The organism is Proteiniphilum propionicum (genome assembly GCF_022267555.1).
Classification (GTDB): Bacteria; Bacteroidota; Bacteroidia; order Bacteroidales; family Dysgonomonadaceae; genus Proteiniphilum; species Proteiniphilum propionicum.
In genome coordinates, this window is sequence record NZ_CP073586.1 from 1,848,709 (window position 1) to 1,863,256 (window position 14,548).

Sequence of the window (14,548 nt, forward strand, 5' to 3'; positions counted from 1 at the left end):
TGCATTGTGTTAATCGCTTTAAAATCCTGTAACTTTGTGATCAGCAACAACAAATGTTTGCAAGCCATTTAAAAAAGGAATTATTCCATTCTCCCCACCCTGAAATAACATCAACTTAATTTGTGTATTTAATACTCTTATTTGTGATTTTATAGTTAATAATAAATGAAGATAAGAGGTTTTCCATGGCAAAATTTGTAAAAAACCTAATAAGTTTTGAGTTTGTCCAAAATTAGTTGTACTTTTGCAACCACTTTTTGAGAACAACAAATAGATTGCTTTTTAAGCATGCCTGTTACTCATAGAAATTTGATGTTTCAAAAGTGAAAATTCCGGATATAATCCGGTTAAATAATTTCGGGGTGTAGCACAGTCCGGTTAGTGTACCTGCTTTGGGAGCAGGGGGTCGCGAGTTCGAATCCCGCCACCCCGACGGTGAAAATCAAGCACTTATCTGTTTATTCAGGTAGGTGCTTTTTTTGTATAATACTTCCCAAAAACCGGACACCAAGTTAATATATGCCGATGAAAGAAAAAAACAAGAAGAAAATTCAGTATAGAATTAAAAGCGAAACTCGTTTTAGAAGTGCTAAGTTCAGTTTAGAAGTGCAACTTTCAGTATATTATTTTGTTTGTTAAAGGAAATCTTTATAGCTTTAGGCGTTTAAATCAGATTTAGCCATGTTCGAACGTTACAAAAGTAATTACACCTTGAGGAAATATTTCATTTCGTTGAAAAGAATCAGCTTGTTATCCTTTTTATTCAGTGAATAATTTTAAAATGTAAATAAAAATATATAATAAAACAAAAATATATTTATTGACATAAGTTGTCAAATTGTTGTTTTTTCTTTGTCCTTTATTCAATTATTCATTGACATGAGATTCAAACTTTCTTTACATATTGAAAAATTGGCCTTTGGAGATAAGCTGCCGCTAAGCTATACTTACGAGCTAAGCTCAGTCGTTTATAAAATTCTTTCCAAATCTGATAAAGAATTCGCTGTTTGGCTCCATGAAAACGTTTTCTGTTCAGGAAATAAAAAATTTAAATTATTCACTTTTTCCCGGCTTCATGTACCTTCGTTTCGCATAGAAGGCGAGTTTATGCATATTCTTTCCGATACGGTGGAATGGCAGATTTCTTTTCTCCCCGAGCGTAGTACACAGGAGTTTGTCAGAGGTGTTTTTCAGAACCAGACTTTCGAAGTAGGTACGCGTAAGGCAAATGTCCGTTTCCATGTACGTGAAATCAGTGTGATGCCGCTGCCCATTTTTACCGAAACAATGGAGTTTGAAACGCTTTCGCCCATTTGCATTTCATTTCGCGGCAAAAACGGGAAAGTGGATTATCTATCGCCTGACAATCCCGAAGCCCTGCCACTTATCCGACAAAACTTATTTAATAAATATTTTGCCTTTCATGGCAAAGAATATGATTCGGAATTTGATTTTAATTTCGAGGTACTGTCCAAACCTAAATCTGTGCTTGTCACCATCAAATCAGGCACACCGCAGCAAACCCGCGTTCGTGGCTTTATGTGCAGGTTTAAGATGACAGCACCGCTTGAGCTGATGAAAGTGGCGTATGATGCAGGAGTTGGAGAAAAGGGAAGTACAGGGTTTGGGATGATAAAAAGTATATAGGAATTAAAAACATATGGCTAATCATATCGTTGTATAATGATGATTTTCAATTTAAAAAATAAAAGATTCCATTTGGTGCGATTAAAATAAAACATTCAAATAATTATTTAAATTCAAAACGTTCAATTAATTTGGCAAAGATAATTATTTCTTTTATTTTTGCAAAATCTAATTTTATTACAAATGAGACTACACATAAAAATATCAAAATCTAACCAGGAAATTGGTTTTAATTACCAACCATTATTAACCGGATGCATTCATAAATGGTTGGGAGCCAATAATCTTGAACATGGAAAAATGAGTTTGTACTCTTTTTCATGGCTCCAGAATATTGACACGTCAAAGAAAGGTATTAAAATTAAAAATGGTTCTTATTTCACACTAAATTTTTATGATATTCAGTTGGTAAAAACAGTCGTGAAAAATATATTGGAGAAGCCTGAAATGTTTGCGGGGTCAAGAGTTTTGGATATTCGGATAGAATTTACACCCCAATTCTCTGGAAAAGAGCATTTTTTCTTAGCAAGTCCCGTTTTGGTAAAAAGATATAACGAGGATAAAGAAACACACTACACTTATTTAGACGACGAAGCTAATAATTTTATGACTGAAACGTTAAAAGCTAAAGCTAAAATTGCAGGATTAAACACAGAAAAACTAAAAGTATATTTTGATAGAAGTTATCACTCTCCCAAAACCAAAATCATTTCTTACAAAGGTATTCAAAATAAGGTCAATATATGTCCGGTAATTATTGAAGGATTACCTGAAATGATTGCTTTTGCCTGGGATGTGGGTTTGGGAAATAGCACAGGTATTGGATTTGGAGCTTTAAAATAGTCAACTATGAAGAATAAATTGTTTGTGGTAAAATATTCCGGTCCGTTCGGTTTTATAAAACCCTGGACTGCGGTGCGAGATAGCGAAACTTTCTCACAACAGTTTCTTACTCCGTCAATTGTTGAGGGAATTGAAAAAAAGTTGTTCCCTGAATTGTTGGGCATTGTGGGTATAAGAAAGATTGTGGGACATCGGTTGAGCTATGATCAAATCTCTCAACAACAAGAAGTTATTCAGACCCGGGGATGGAATAGTAAGAGAAAAGGAACGCAAATTCACTTTGAACGGCCTACTGCAATCATTGTCCGTGGTCTGTTGCTAAATCCCGTTCTTTTTTTAGCTTTTGAGAACGAAGATGATGCGGATGTCGCTTTTAACCAACATATCTGTCTTTGTAGAAACGAAGACATACTTTTACCTATAGAAACTTTTAAAATTGATGTGGAAGATTTCGACAACGAAGACACTTTTTCAGGATTTGAACTAATGTTTGAAAAAAACGACAAATCATTTCCCGTTGGAATTGACAGAAATACCGGACATCAAATGTTTGGATGGTTGAAAATTATAGGTACACCAGTAAAAGAATTCTAATGAATATTTACGCGAAATCGGGACCGGAGTGGACACCACTTGTGGAGCATTTAATACATGTTTGCACTGCCGTAGAAAAAGTTGCTATTCATTTGGGGATGAACATCGAAGTGGCTAGAAACGGGGCCATTTTACACGATATAGGCAAATCTCATCCTGTTTTTCAAAAACGATTACGAAATAAACATCGAGTCTATGTGGATGTTTTTAGACATGAAATCGCCTCTCTATTCTTTCTTTCTGCTTTTCCTCGTGAACAATGGAGTGAACTGATTGAAATGGCCGTGAGCCATCACAAGTCAGTAAAAAATGACGTTAATAAACTCGGGCTCCTTGATTTAGAACAACTCTGCGATTACGAAGATTTTCACTTAGGCAATTGGGACAAATGGAGTGAAGATGCATGGAAAATTCTTTTGGAGTTGGGTGTGTCCTATAAACTTATTACAGTTCGTGAAGCACGAGAAAACCTGCTTTACTGTGTAAAATACTGTGCTAAAAAGAACAATACAAGAGGTTTTTCCGAATGGAAAGGTTTGTTGATGGCGGGCGATCATTTAGCTTCTGCCTTAATTGACAAAACGGAAGAAAACTCAATGAAACTTTTCACTAAACCTGATCTATCTTTTTACAATAGAACACACTCGTTATATCCTTTATCTCAAATAAAAGCAGACAGCCTCAGAAAACATACTATTGTTGTAGCTTGTACAGGTGCAGGAAAAACTGATTATCTTTTAAGAAGATGCAAGGGACGAGTTTTTTACACCTTGCCTTTTCAGGCATCGATCAATGCTATGTTTAAGCGTGTAGGGAAAGATCTGGAAAAAGACAATCCCAATTTAGACATTCGTGTGCTTCATTCAACATCAAAGATAATTAAGGGGAAAAACACAGATGAAGAGGTTGTTTTGCAATCCCAGATAGGCGCTTCCGTGAAAATTCTCACACCACATCAGTTGAGTGCACTTGCCTTTGGAATGAAAGGTTACGAGGCATTGATTTTAGATTTAAAAGGTTGTGATGTGATTTTAGACGAAGTCCATACATATACGGGAGTTTCACAGGCGATTGTGCTGAAATTAGTGGAGGTGTTGAAACGAATAGGTTGCAAAATACACATAGGTACAGCCACAATGCCCATAATCCTTTATAAAAAGATTAAAGAACTTCTCGGAGATGATGTATTGGAGATAAAGTTATCGCCTACCGAATTAGATAAATTTGACAGACACATTATTCATAAGATAAGTTCTTTTTATGATTCGGAGGCGTTGATAAAGAGAGCAATATCCAAAAAGAAAAAAGTACTGATAGTACTCAATAAAGTAAAAACGGCACAAGATATTTTTGATTATATAAAAAGTAAAAAAGAGTTTGAAAATATTCCGACAATGCTTCTGCATAGCCGATTTAAACGTGGAGATAGAAATCAAAAAGAAAAGAACTTAATCGGTTTAGATGAAGATGGAAAATCATTGAATGTTTATAATACTTCATCAGATGGTTGTATTGTAATTTCAACCCAGATTGTGGAAGTTAGTTTAGATATTAGTTTCGATATAATGATTACAGAATGTGCTCCATTAGACGCCTTAATCCAACGGTTTGGGCGTGTAAACAGAGTAAGAAACTTACAAACCATTGGAAAGTATATGCCCGTTTATGTGATCTCGCCACCGGACGATGAGAAAAATGCAAGACCTTACGATTTGGAAGTTTTGAAAAAATCGTATGCACAGTTAGATGACGGGCAAGTGTTACACGAACGAGATTTGCAAAATAAAATTGACAATATATTTACGCAAATTGACTTTATGAGCATTGAGGAACATTCTGTTTTTAAAAGCAATGGAGAAATCAGCATCGACTGCTTGTCACATAACGGCAAAGCTATTTTGTTTGACTTGCTTGAAATAGACAGCGTTGCGTGTGTTACGGAAAGCGATTTGTATGAATATGAAAACAGCAGTTTTGAACAAAGACTAAACTTGGAAATCCCTACTTATTACTACTCAGTATCAAAAAAACGTCAGTCAGATAAAGGGAATCGTCCTTTCATTGTGCCCGATTGTGCATATTGTACAGAAAAGGGCTTATTAGCCGATAAAATTAATTCATCAACAGGAGTTATATTATGATTACAACAATTATAGGAAAAACTTTTCTTAAAGCATACAATGAGCAGTTCGGAAAAGATTATTCAGCAAAAGAGTTTTTTGTGAAAGAATATTTTGAATTGTTCTTTAATCATCCAAAATACATGCAATGGGTTACAAATTCGCCTTTTGTACAAATGAAAAAAGGACAAAAACCCGAGCTGTTAAGTTCAGATGAACGATTGGAAAAGCTAATGAACTTACATGAAAAAGTTAGCGGAGAGGTTGCTGACGCCAGCTTTGCCATTGGCTACCCAGCATCGGAAAGTGGAGATTTTGCAAGTACGTCCGGATTGGTTTCAGATATTGTAACTATTGCGGATGAAGAAGACATTTACTTTTCGTGGATTGGTTCTGGATTGGGAATTGGCGTAGCAGGCGGATATAATCTATTGATTGATGACGCTACTATTCTTATGGAAATTTACGAGGGTTGGAGGCATTATCGTAAATATCTGAATGACCCAACTTTGGACAAACTGCGCGGTAATCAAATCAATACATGGAACGGGCAATGGCTGACCTTTAAATTAGGAAATGATTTTGTAAAAGATTTTGATTTCACACGTTTACATACCCAACAGATATTTTCAATAACCGATAAGGTAATGGAGATTAATACTGTTAATTGGTCTAACCTGTTTTTCAGCTTATCCAATCTTTATCCAAACGGTAATGTAATTGCTTATGTTTACAGTTTTGGGCAGACAAATAAAACAGTAGGATTCATTCCTCTATACCTTAGATCCGGGTCAAGACTGAAAGATATCTGGCGACAGTTGTATGGAAACCCTGAACGGTTTAACAGTAAAGAATTTCAATCACTTTTTGGGATGCACATAAAGCGAGCTTGTGAAATAGGAAGCATCGGACTTCACGCTTTACGTCCCGAAGGATTAAAAAAATATATGGATGAAGCAAAAAATATTTCATTCAAAAAAGAAGAAGATACAATAATTTATAAATCCTATAAAACTTGGTTAATAGCTATGATGTCAAGAAACAAAGAAGAAATTACGGATTTTACCGAAAATTTAGCAGAACTAATTCTACGGTTTAGAAAAGGAGCTTCCGGTAACGACCGGAAAAACCTCATAGAGCAAAGGCTCTTTGGAGGTAAAACAACTAAAAAGGTGTTTTTAGACGCACTTACAGAAATGGTTGCAGGAGTGGAAGGAGAAGATTTGGAGAGATTAAAAGAGTTAAGAAACGACATTCATTTGATGACGAATGAGGAATTCGGATACTTCAACACACTTTTGAAATTCGATTACGCTTATTTAGAGAAAAACAGTTAAATCATTAATTAAATACATAAAAACATGAGTACGATTTACGTAAGAACATTGAAAAGGGCAGAGCATACGGTTTTTTGCGTTGCAGACGGACAAAAAACATACTATGATGTTCAATTTGACCGCTACATTCCGTTTTCAAGCGGACAACAGGTTAAAAGATCTATTGTTGACGCCATCAGCAATGCATTGAATGAAGTTCCCAGTCCAACCACTTTTTTATTTGACGTTACTAAACAAAAAGAATTGAAAGAAGGCGAAGTTTACGGGACTTGCGATCCATCTTATGCCGATCAATTATTTGGGGGTTGGATGAAAGCCGCAAAAGGTGGAAAAGACCGTACATTAAAAAGACGAAGTCCGCTGTCCATTTCGGCAATGCGGGCGCTACATCCATTATTGGCTGGTGTGAGCAGAGAAAACATCTCTTTCGACAGAAGTGACCGTCCTAATAATGAAGTAATAGTAAGAAATGCCGATGGAGAAATAATGACTGAGGAGGAAATATCTGCATTTTTAGAAGAAAAAGACAGAAGCCTTAGTCGCAAGTGGATACCTAACAATAGCAGAGCAACCGGTTTATTTGTTTTCGATATTGCTATCGATTTGCGAAGATTATTTTGTGTTTCCACCAGCCAATTAGAGCCTGAAATAACAGAAGAAACCATTGTTAAATTAAGAGAAAATGGTTGGATTGACACAAAAAATGCTTTTGGCGAATGCCTGTTGGCACCATTAGCATTAAGAGAAAAATGGGCAAAAGCATTGGCATATGCCATTGTTAATTGGAAGATAACATCCAACCAATCCCGCACATTCAGCTTGATGGATACTTTGGCAATAGCTATTAGCGATAATGCCAATTTAATAGGAGGTTCAATTCGTGCAAAGCTCTCAGAAGAAAATTCAGAAAAAGCTCAGCCTATCATTGAAGAAGATATGAAGAATGTTGATACGTTTATTTCACTTCAAGCCGGAGGCTTCATTCAAACCAAGGGAGAAAAAATCGATGCACTCGAAAAAGCCGAACAAAAACTAATTGATTTAATGATGGCTTTTGATTACGGAAATCAGCTATAAATAAAAGCGGTGTAACAGCCGCTTTATCTTTACGACAATGAACCTCACTGCTACCCACATCAATTACCAGCAAATCTGCAAGCGAAAGCTTTGGCTTTTTGCCAACGGCATCAATATGGAACACACATCCGATATGGTGTACGATGGGAAACTGCTGCACGAAACATCGTATCCCCAACGTGCAGAACGATATGAAGAGATGCTTATCTCCGCCGAATATGAAGGCGTTTCGCTATTCGGACAAATCGATTATTTCGATGCACGTAACAATACCGTTCACGAAACCAAACGAAGCGATAAAGTAGAAGAGGCGCACTCGCGTCAGCTCAAATTCTACCTCTGGTTGCTGGAACTTAACGGTGTAGAGGAAGCCACCGGATTATTGGAATACCCTAAATTACGTAAAACCGATGAAGTATTTCTTGACGATAAAGATCGCGAACAACTCAAAAAGTCGGTATCGGAAATTAAAACATTGATTGAAAGTGATACCTGTCCGCCCGCTATCAATGCAAAAATCTGTAAAAGTTGCAGCTATTTTGATTTTTGTTATTCGGGAGAGTGAAAAATGTAATATTGGAAATTATTTCCACAAAATAAACAAAAAATGAATCGATATTTAGTAAAAGCCGATATTTCCGGCATACAGAACTACATCTTTGACACAACGTCGAAAAAAGCAAGCCAGAATCTAAAAGCCCGTTCGTTTTACATTTATGTCCTTACTCATATCATTGAAGAGTATCTAAAACGAGAGTTTCAAGTAGAAGAAGTAATTTACAATGGCGGAGGAAATCTGTTAATATGTCTGAAAGCTGAAGAAAGTGTAATTTCTATTAAAACAAAAGAATTACAACACAACTTTCTTACAAAGGATGTTTATATTCATTTTTCTTGGGTATTGTATGATGATGATAATTTCAAAGAAAAAAACCGAGCAGTAAACCAACTTTTGGCAAAAAATAAATTGTCAAAAAACATCTACCCTACTACATTTCAAGTAACAGCTGACAATATAGGTAGTGAAAATATCGTCAAACAGTTGATAAATGCAGATGGTTTTAGCATTATTCCCGGTGAAACCCCTAAAGGTATCTCTTTGGTCGGTTTTTCAGTGTCGTTTTCAAATGCCGAAAAAAGTTTCAAAAACAATATGATCAACAAATTGCCTATGAAAGACAACCATACTGTCATCGACTTTGATTCCATTGCAGATAGCGCTGTAATGAGAAATGCCGACAGCAAACTGGCAGCCCTAAAGCTGGATGTTGATAATTTGGGAGCTGTTTTTAAGAATAAAGAGAAAACTGACTACAAAAAACTTTCCACCGGAATTGACGTTTTTTTCAGTCGAACACTCTATGAAAAAGCTTTAAAGAAATATATCGATAGTGGAGACATTTATCCCGTTTTTGCAGGTGGCGACGATTGCTTTTTGATTGGTGCTTGGGATGTGATTTTTGATATTGCAGGAAAAATACAACAATTATTTGCCAGAGCACAAGCGGAAATAAGAAGTACGCTTACCGAAAAAGAGGAAAACGACATTACAATTTCGGCGGGGATAGTAGTTGTAAATGCCAAATTTCCGATGATACGTTTGGCGGAAGAGGCTGAGAATGCATTGGATTTATCCAAAACAAACGGTAAAAACAGGATTACTGTTTTTGGTGAACCCCTTACCTGGCAAGAATTTGAATCGGCAAAAGATATTGCATACCAACTGTCCGAACTCGTAGTTAAGGGCGAGAGCCGAGCGCTTATTCAAAGAGTAAAGTCGTCGGACTTGGGTTACAAAAGTTTGCAAAACACCGCCGTGAACAGAGGAAAAATAGAGATTCCGAAAGTGCACCGCTTGAAATATTATTTGCGAAATGTAAAAAATAAAGAAAATCTACCCGTTATAGAGGGAATTTTTAACGATTATACAAACAGTCTGTTGCAAGACTTTATGCACTCAAGTACCACAAACAACGCACTAAAATATCCCATTGCGGCGCGATGGGCTGAATTATTAACCAAAAATTTAAAATCTTAGTATATATGGCAGAAAAATTAAAAAAACAATTTCAATCCAAGTCCAATGCAGGAAAAAGTCGTGAAGTAAAAACTCTTCACGATTTCGCGCAAGAGGTCAAAAGTCAATATTTTGAAGAAGCTCTTTTCGAGCAATTGTTGCAGTTAAACACATCTGATATCGGATTGCAAAAAAAACTTCCTGTTGATACGGTAATCACCGCAGTAGAAAAGTTTGTAAAGGCGTATTCCGATGCAATTTCGCCCACACAATTACGGAATATTTATTCTAAAATAAAGGGTGTGACGTCATCGTTAGAGCTGAAACTATTACGGCCAAACTTGGCGTATGTGGCTGCAAGGCAGCAAAATGACAGAGAGGATAAAGCAAAGAAAATGATTGCTTTCATAGACCTTCTTATACAGAAAACAGATGATGATAGTTTGGATTCTTTCAAAAAACTAATGGAAATCATCATTGCTTATCACAAGTTTTACAACACAAAAAAATAATCAACAAATGAAACTCATTGAAAAAGACATAATTAGTGGCACCATATTATTGAAAACCGGACTTCACATTGGCGGCTCTAAAAGCAGTTTAGATATTGGCGGATTAGATAGTCCGGTGATAAAAACGCCGCTGGGTGTGCCCTACATTCCTGGAAGCTCGCTTAAAGGGAAAATTCGCACTTTGCTCGGTTTGTCACACGGTGCTATTAAACTTGAAGAAGACAAACAGATTACTAAAAAAATGTTTGGTTCGGCTGAAAAAGTATGGACTGAACCCACACGGCTTATTTTTCGCGACGCAGTGTTGGATGTGGACAAATTTATGGAAGATTTTACCAATAATAATGCTTCGCTCGAAACCGATTTTTCAGAAGAGAAATACGAAAATACTATCGATAGAAAATCCGGGAAAACTCAAGGTGGTGGTTTGCGCAATATTGAGCGCGTACCTGCCGGAGCCGTATTCTCTTTTGAAATCGTAATTAACATTTTCGATAAAGACGATAAGAATGCGATGCTTCAAGAATTGGAAAAAGGACTCAATCTCTTACAAGATGATTATCTAGGAGGCAGCGGAACACGCGGATACGGCAAAGTAGAAATAACGTGCAATATTAAAAATCCCACAACAAAAACATATAACTAATGCGCAAAGCTATTATCTTAAAATGCAGGCAGGGTAGCCGCTTTCATTTTGGCGAATTTGCAAGGGACCAATCCATAGCACTGTTTCATACCGCGGACTACATACATTCCGATGTGATGTTTGCAGCTTTCATCAGTGCATTGGCGCAGCTGCGTCCGGAAAAAACAGATACTTTCAGAACACATTTTCAAGAAGGAAATATCCGGTTTTCTTCAGGCTTCTACGCCATAGAACACAAGGAACAGATGATATTGTTATTGCCAAAACCTGCTATATTAAATATTTACCCGACCGACAATCCGAAGAAATTCAAGAAAATACAGTTTATATCCAAGGGCGTATGGGAAAAAGGCATTGCACCGGATAAATGGTTTTCAAACGACAGCCCATGCATAAGCCCCAATGAAAAGAGTATTTTCTTGAAAGAGGAAGTTGGTAACAATGCAATATTTGTACTCAGCCAAAAGCAAGATATACAAAAGGTTAAGGTGCGAGATGCAGAAGATAAAGATAGTCTCTACACACAAACCGATTTGGTTATGCAAGGCAATGAAGATTATGCCGTACATTGGTATTTTTTGGCAGAAACCAAATTGATAGACGAAGACAAAAAGCTATTTAGTCAGGCTATTGAATTATTAGTGGCGAACGGTATTGGTGGCGAACGCTCAACCGGTTGCGGAAATATTAAAAGCATTGAATATCGCGATTTTGAATTTCAAACAAATCAGCCGTCGAATTATCAAGTGGCATTATCCTTAGTTTTTCCTCAAGAAAAAGATATGGATTTCTGTAAATACTATCAAACCAAATTTCGGGGAGGAATGTGTTTTAGCTCAGAAAAAAGGCTGCCCGTAGCAACAGCTCTTCTTGAAGGAGCCGTGATGAACGAAAAACTTAAACCAGATGTACTTGATTTTTCGCAAAACGAAAAAAAATACTGGAAATACAGCGGCGATATTTTTCTGCCACTACCACAATTGTTTAATCCTTAATTCCTATTTTTTATGAGCGAATCCGCATACAGAATAACAACTCTTACGCCTGTTTCCATTGGCGATGGCAACACGCTGTCCGCATTTGCCGATTATGTACTGGAAAAAGGAAAAATCCACTACATCAACCAACAAGCTATAAGAGATAAAATGGGCGAAAAATCCGAACTTATTGATATTTATGTAGAGGGAATGATTCGGGGTAAATCCAACACCACCAACGCGTTTAACTTGAAAGATTTCATTGTAAATAGACTCAAACTAACATTACAACAAGCAGCTTCGCACAGTATAGACGCGTGTAGTGTAGGTGGTAAAAAAGAATTATATACCGTTGTGAAAAATGTGGGGCAATCGCCTTACATCCCGGGTAGCACGCTCAAAGGTGCCATAAAAACCGCGTTGCTTTATGATTGGCTTATTAACGAGGATGAAGGACAGCTGTGGTGCAGTCAATATGTAAACGATTTTAATAATGAAGAATTAAATAAAAGGCTTATTCTAGAATTCGACAAATTTGAACTTGCCGTAAGTGACAGTTCTTTGATGCGATTTGATGCTTTGGAGGCAATAGAAATCAAACGATTGAATATTAAGAAAGGCACTTTGGATATTCCGCAGACAAGGGAAGCAATAAAAGATAACAATACCTGTGAATGCGAAATAAGAAACGTACGGAAACTTATAGAAGAAAAAGTAGATGGGACGAAAGTTTATAAAAACTATTCGTGGGAAGAGTTTTGCGAAATAATTAACAAATTTAGCGATGATTCTTGCAATATAGAATGGGAAATAATGGAATCCTTCAAAGAAAAATTGGATAATAAATATTATAAACGTCTTGAAAATTTCTACTCCATAGTTCAGAAAAAAGCCGAAAATAACACAACCGCCTACCTGCGTTTGGGAGCAGGCAAGGGATTCTATTTCAATTCGGTAGCACTCTCTTTATTCGACACAGACACAACAGATGACAAAAGTCGATTTCTTAAATTATTGAAAGCAAACGGTTACGGCAAAGTGTATAAGCCACAAACACGGCGAGAAGAATCGTATGACCTAAAAGCAGACCAATTTCCGATAACACGGTTTGTGGAAATAATAGATACGAAGCCTTTGGGCTGGGTGAAAATTGAAAAAATAGATAATTATGGCAAGAAAAGTTTTGATTAGTTTTATTGGTACAGGACCTTTAAATAAGAATAATTCGGCAGAAAGAATTTACAAAACAGCCAAATATAAATTGGGAGAAAATATTGAAGAAACGTCATTTTTAGCTTCGGCTCTCGGAAAGTTTTTAGATGTGGATACCTATTTTTTGTTTGGTACAATGAAATCAATGTGGGAAGCAGTATATGAAAAATTTGCAGAGCAAAAACGGTTAGAAATAGATGAAGCTTATTGGCTTCAGCTTTCGGAACAATGTGGAGAAAATGCCAATCACAATTCAAAATTAGATGTCTCATTATTCCAAAAAATTGAAATAATCTTAGGAAATGATTCAAAAATTTTCCCCATTTATTACGGTTTGAATGAAAAAGAGATTGAAGAAAATTTCTCTATTTTCGCTGATGCTATGAGTTATTTGCAAGATGGAGATGAAATCTTTTTGGATATTACCCACTCTTTTCGTTCGTTGCCACTATTTGCCACGACAGCCCTGTCTTTCATAAAAGATGTAGCAGATAAAAAAATATCTTTTTCGGGAATATACTACGGAATGCTTGAAGCCGGAAGAGAGTTTGGAGGTATTGTGCCGGTAGTAAATCTATCGTATATGAGTGAACTTCAAAACTGGATAAAAGGTGCATATTCTTTTAATCATTTTGGAAATGGATATTTATTAGCCGAATTGTTACGAGAAAAAAACAAAACGACATCAGATAAGCTAACGCAGTTTACTAATGTGTTGTCAATGAATTTTATACACGAGATAAAAAGCCAAATTAGCTTACTCACATCGCTGGCTTCAAACACGTATCCACTACCAGAACAGATTATTTTGCCGAAAGCATTCAGCGCGTTTGCAAAACGTTTCTCAAATTTAAAAAAACAATCCGAATATCAGTTCGAATTAAGTGTTTGGCACAAAGAAAACTCAAACTACGGATTGTCTTATTTGTGTTTGGTTGAAGCAATCGTAACCTATGTTTGTGAACAAGAGGGAAGTGTGGCAACCGATGAAATTGCAAGAAATAGTGCCAAAGATAGCATTTATAATGATAGCCGTTATTCGCATATTAAATCAATACATTGCAAGGCGAATACATACCGAAAAAACTCTGCCCATCTATTAGAAAACGTGCAAGTGAATGCTCAAAAAGCTGTGACAGAATTGAGTATCCTCCTTTTAGAATTTAACAAAATACTGAAATCCAATGCTTATTAATCTTACTAACCACCCTGTTTCGCAATGGAGCGACAAGCAGAGAAACGAAGCTCTACGGATGTTTGGCGAAATAACAGATATTCCTTTCCCAAGAATTTTCCCGGAAGCGGGAACAGGAGAAATAGTATATGTGGTGGATGAATATGTGGAAAAAATACTAAAGTTGGGAATGCAGAATACGTCTATTACTGTTCATATTATGGGCGAGCATACGTTCTGTTATAATCTAATCAGGAAATTATTGGCAAAAGGCATACCTTGCGTGGCATCTACAAGCCAGAGGATGGTGGAAGAAACGGCATCCCACGAAAAAATGGTAAGGTTTGACTTTGTCAGATTCCGAGAATATGTTTAATCAATATCTGATTGAC

Annotated in this window: 15 protein-coding genes and 1 tRNA gene; 15 read left to right on the forward strand and 1 reads right to left on the reverse strand. The window is 36.4% G+C overall.

Annotation, left to right across the window (positions count from 1 at the left end; all coding sequences use genetic code 11):
- Window positions 1-18 precede the first annotated feature (18 nt).
- Entirely contained in the window at window positions 19-267 is a 249-nt protein-coding gene (locus KDN43_RS07515) for a hypothetical protein (RefSeq protein WP_238869239.1), read from the reverse strand.
- 91 nt (window positions 268-358) lie between these two features.
- Here KDN43_RS07515 and KDN43_RS07520 point away from each other — a divergent pair.
- The 15 genes from KDN43_RS07520 to KDN43_RS07590 all read left to right on the forward strand — a co-directional run bounded on the left by KDN43_RS07520 (window position 359) and on the right by KDN43_RS07590 (window position 14,532).
- Window positions 359-433 (forward strand) — tRNA-Pro (locus KDN43_RS07520).
- A gap of 446 nt (window positions 434-879) precedes the next feature.
- Window positions 880-1,647: a CRISPR-associated endoribonuclease Cas6 gene (gene cas6 / locus KDN43_RS07525; RefSeq protein ID WP_238869242.1), complete on the forward strand. Its 768-nt coding sequence runs from the start codon at window positions 880-882 to the stop codon at window positions 1,645-1,647.
- Between the two features lie 183 nt (window positions 1,648-1,830).
- On the forward strand, window positions 1,831-2,490 hold the full coding sequence (gene cas6, locus KDN43_RS07530; protein WP_238869244.1) for a CRISPR-associated endoribonuclease Cas6: 660 nt from the start codon (window positions 1,831-1,833) through the stop codon (window positions 2,488-2,490).
- 6 nt (window positions 2,491-2,496) lie between these two features.
- Complete coding sequence (locus KDN43_RS07535; protein ID WP_238869247.1) at window positions 2,497-3,084, forward strand: hypothetical protein; 588 nt, start codon at window positions 2,497-2,499, stop codon at window positions 3,082-3,084.
- Window positions 3,084-5,225 (forward strand): CRISPR-associated helicase Cas3', encoded by a 2,142-nt coding sequence (cas3, locus tag KDN43_RS07540; RefSeq protein WP_238869249.1) that lies wholly within the window; start codon window positions 3,084-3,086, stop codon window positions 5,223-5,225. Before KDN43_RS07535 ends, cas3 begins: the two co-directional genes overlap by 1 nt.
- Window positions 5,222-6,541 (forward strand): hypothetical protein, encoded by a 1,320-nt coding sequence (locus KDN43_RS07545; RefSeq protein ID WP_238869250.1) that lies wholly within the window; start codon window positions 5,222-5,224, stop codon window positions 6,539-6,541. Before cas3 ends, KDN43_RS07545 begins: the two co-directional genes overlap by 4 nt.
- Before the next feature lie 24 nt (window positions 6,542-6,565).
- Window positions 6,566-7,618, forward strand: a complete 1,053-nt coding sequence (locus KDN43_RS07550; RefSeq protein WP_238869252.1) for a CRISPR-associated protein Cas7 — start codon at window positions 6,566-6,568, stop codon at window positions 7,616-7,618.
- 37 nt (window positions 7,619-7,655) lie between these two features.
- Window positions 7,656-8,183, forward strand: a complete 528-nt coding sequence (gene cas4 / locus KDN43_RS07555) for a CRISPR-associated protein Cas4 (protein ID WP_238869253.1) — start codon at window positions 7,656-7,658, stop codon at window positions 8,181-8,183.
- 42 nt (window positions 8,184-8,225) lie between these two features.
- The gene (locus KDN43_RS07560) at window positions 8,226-9,656 is read left to right on the forward strand and encodes a Cas10/Cmr2 second palm domain-containing protein (RefSeq protein WP_238869256.1); all 1,431 of its coding nucleotides are present in this window, start codon (window positions 8,226-8,228) and stop codon (window positions 9,654-9,656) included.
- A gap of 5 nt (window positions 9,657-9,661) precedes the next feature.
- Window positions 9,662-10,147, forward strand: coding sequence for a type III-A CRISPR-associated protein Csm2 (csm2, locus tag KDN43_RS07565; RefSeq protein WP_238869257.1), 486 nt, complete (start codon window positions 9,662-9,664; stop codon window positions 10,145-10,147).
- Window positions 10,148-10,154: 7 nt separating this feature from the next.
- A complete protein-coding gene (csm3, locus tag KDN43_RS07570) occupies window positions 10,155-10,793 on the forward strand; it encodes a type III-A CRISPR-associated RAMP protein Csm3 (RefSeq protein ID WP_238869259.1) in 639 nt (212 codons plus the stop codon).
- Window positions 10,793-11,788 (forward strand): type III-A CRISPR-associated RAMP protein Csm4, encoded by a 996-nt coding sequence (gene csm4 / locus KDN43_RS07575; RefSeq protein WP_238869260.1) that lies wholly within the window; start codon window positions 10,793-10,795, stop codon window positions 11,786-11,788. The genes csm3 and csm4 overlap by 1 nt, the downstream gene beginning before the upstream one ends.
- A gap of 12 nt (window positions 11,789-11,800) precedes the next feature.
- On the forward strand, window positions 11,801-12,961 hold the full coding sequence (csm5, locus tag KDN43_RS07580; RefSeq protein ID WP_238869262.1) for a type III-A CRISPR-associated RAMP protein Csm5: 1,161 nt from the start codon (window positions 11,801-11,803) through the stop codon (window positions 12,959-12,961).
- Window positions 12,939-14,177 (forward strand): TIGR02221 family CRISPR-associated protein, encoded by a 1,239-nt coding sequence (gene csx2 / locus KDN43_RS07585; protein ID WP_238869263.1) that lies wholly within the window; start codon window positions 12,939-12,941, stop codon window positions 14,175-14,177. Before csm5 ends, csx2 begins: the two co-directional genes overlap by 23 nt.
- Window positions 14,167-14,532 (forward strand): CRISPR-associated protein, encoded by a 366-nt coding sequence (locus tag KDN43_RS07590; RefSeq protein WP_238869265.1) that lies wholly within the window; start codon window positions 14,167-14,169, stop codon window positions 14,530-14,532. The genes csx2 and KDN43_RS07590 overlap by 11 nt, the downstream gene beginning before the upstream one ends.
- Window positions 14,533-14,548: the final 16 nt, after the last annotated feature.

What these genes read in the sequence shown, in the direction of transcription:
- KDN43_RS07560 (WP_238869256.1), top strand. Translation starts at nt 8,226, where the DNA reads ATGAATCGATATTTAGTAAAAGCCGATATTTCCGGCATACAGAACTAC.
- cas3 (WP_238869249.1), top strand. Translation starts at nt 3,084, where the DNA reads ATGAATATTTACGCGAAATCGGGACCGGAGTGGACACCACTTGTGGAG.
- KDN43_RS07545 (WP_238869250.1), top strand. Translation starts at nt 5,222, where the DNA reads ATGATTACAACAATTATAGGAAAAACTTTTCTTAAAGCATACAATGAG.
- KDN43_RS07590 (WP_238869265.1), top strand. Translation starts at nt 14,167, where the DNA reads ATGCTTATTAATCTTACTAACCACCCTGTTTCGCAATGGAGCGACAAG.
- KDN43_RS07535 (WP_238869247.1), top strand. Translation starts at nt 2,497, where the DNA reads ATGAAGAATAAATTGTTTGTGGTAAAATATTCCGGTCCGTTCGGTTTT.
- csm5 (WP_238869262.1), top strand. Translation starts at nt 11,801, where the DNA reads ATGAGCGAATCCGCATACAGAATAACAACTCTTACGCCTGTTTCCATT.
- csm2 (WP_238869257.1), top strand. Translation starts at nt 9,662, where the DNA reads ATGGCAGAAAAATTAAAAAAACAATTTCAATCCAAGTCCAATGCAGGA.
- cas6 (WP_238869242.1), top strand. Translation starts at nt 880, where the DNA reads ATGAGATTCAAACTTTCTTTACATATTGAAAAATTGGCCTTTGGAGAT.
- csx2 (WP_238869263.1), top strand. Translation starts at nt 12,939, where the DNA reads ATGGCAAGAAAAGTTTTGATTAGTTTTATTGGTACAGGACCTTTAAAT.
- csm3 (WP_238869259.1), top strand. Translation starts at nt 10,155, where the DNA reads ATGAAACTCATTGAAAAAGACATAATTAGTGGCACCATATTATTGAAA.
- csm4 (WP_238869260.1), top strand. Translation starts at nt 10,793, where the DNA reads ATGCGCAAAGCTATTATCTTAAAATGCAGGCAGGGTAGCCGCTTTCAT.
- cas4 (WP_238869253.1), top strand. Translation starts at nt 7,656, where the DNA reads ATGAACCTCACTGCTACCCACATCAATTACCAGCAAATCTGCAAGCGA.
- cas6 (WP_238869244.1), top strand. Translation starts at nt 1,831, where the DNA reads ATGAGACTACACATAAAAATATCAAAATCTAACCAGGAAATTGGTTTT.
- KDN43_RS07550 (WP_238869252.1), top strand. Translation starts at nt 6,566, where the DNA reads ATGAGTACGATTTACGTAAGAACATTGAAAAGGGCAGAGCATACGGTT.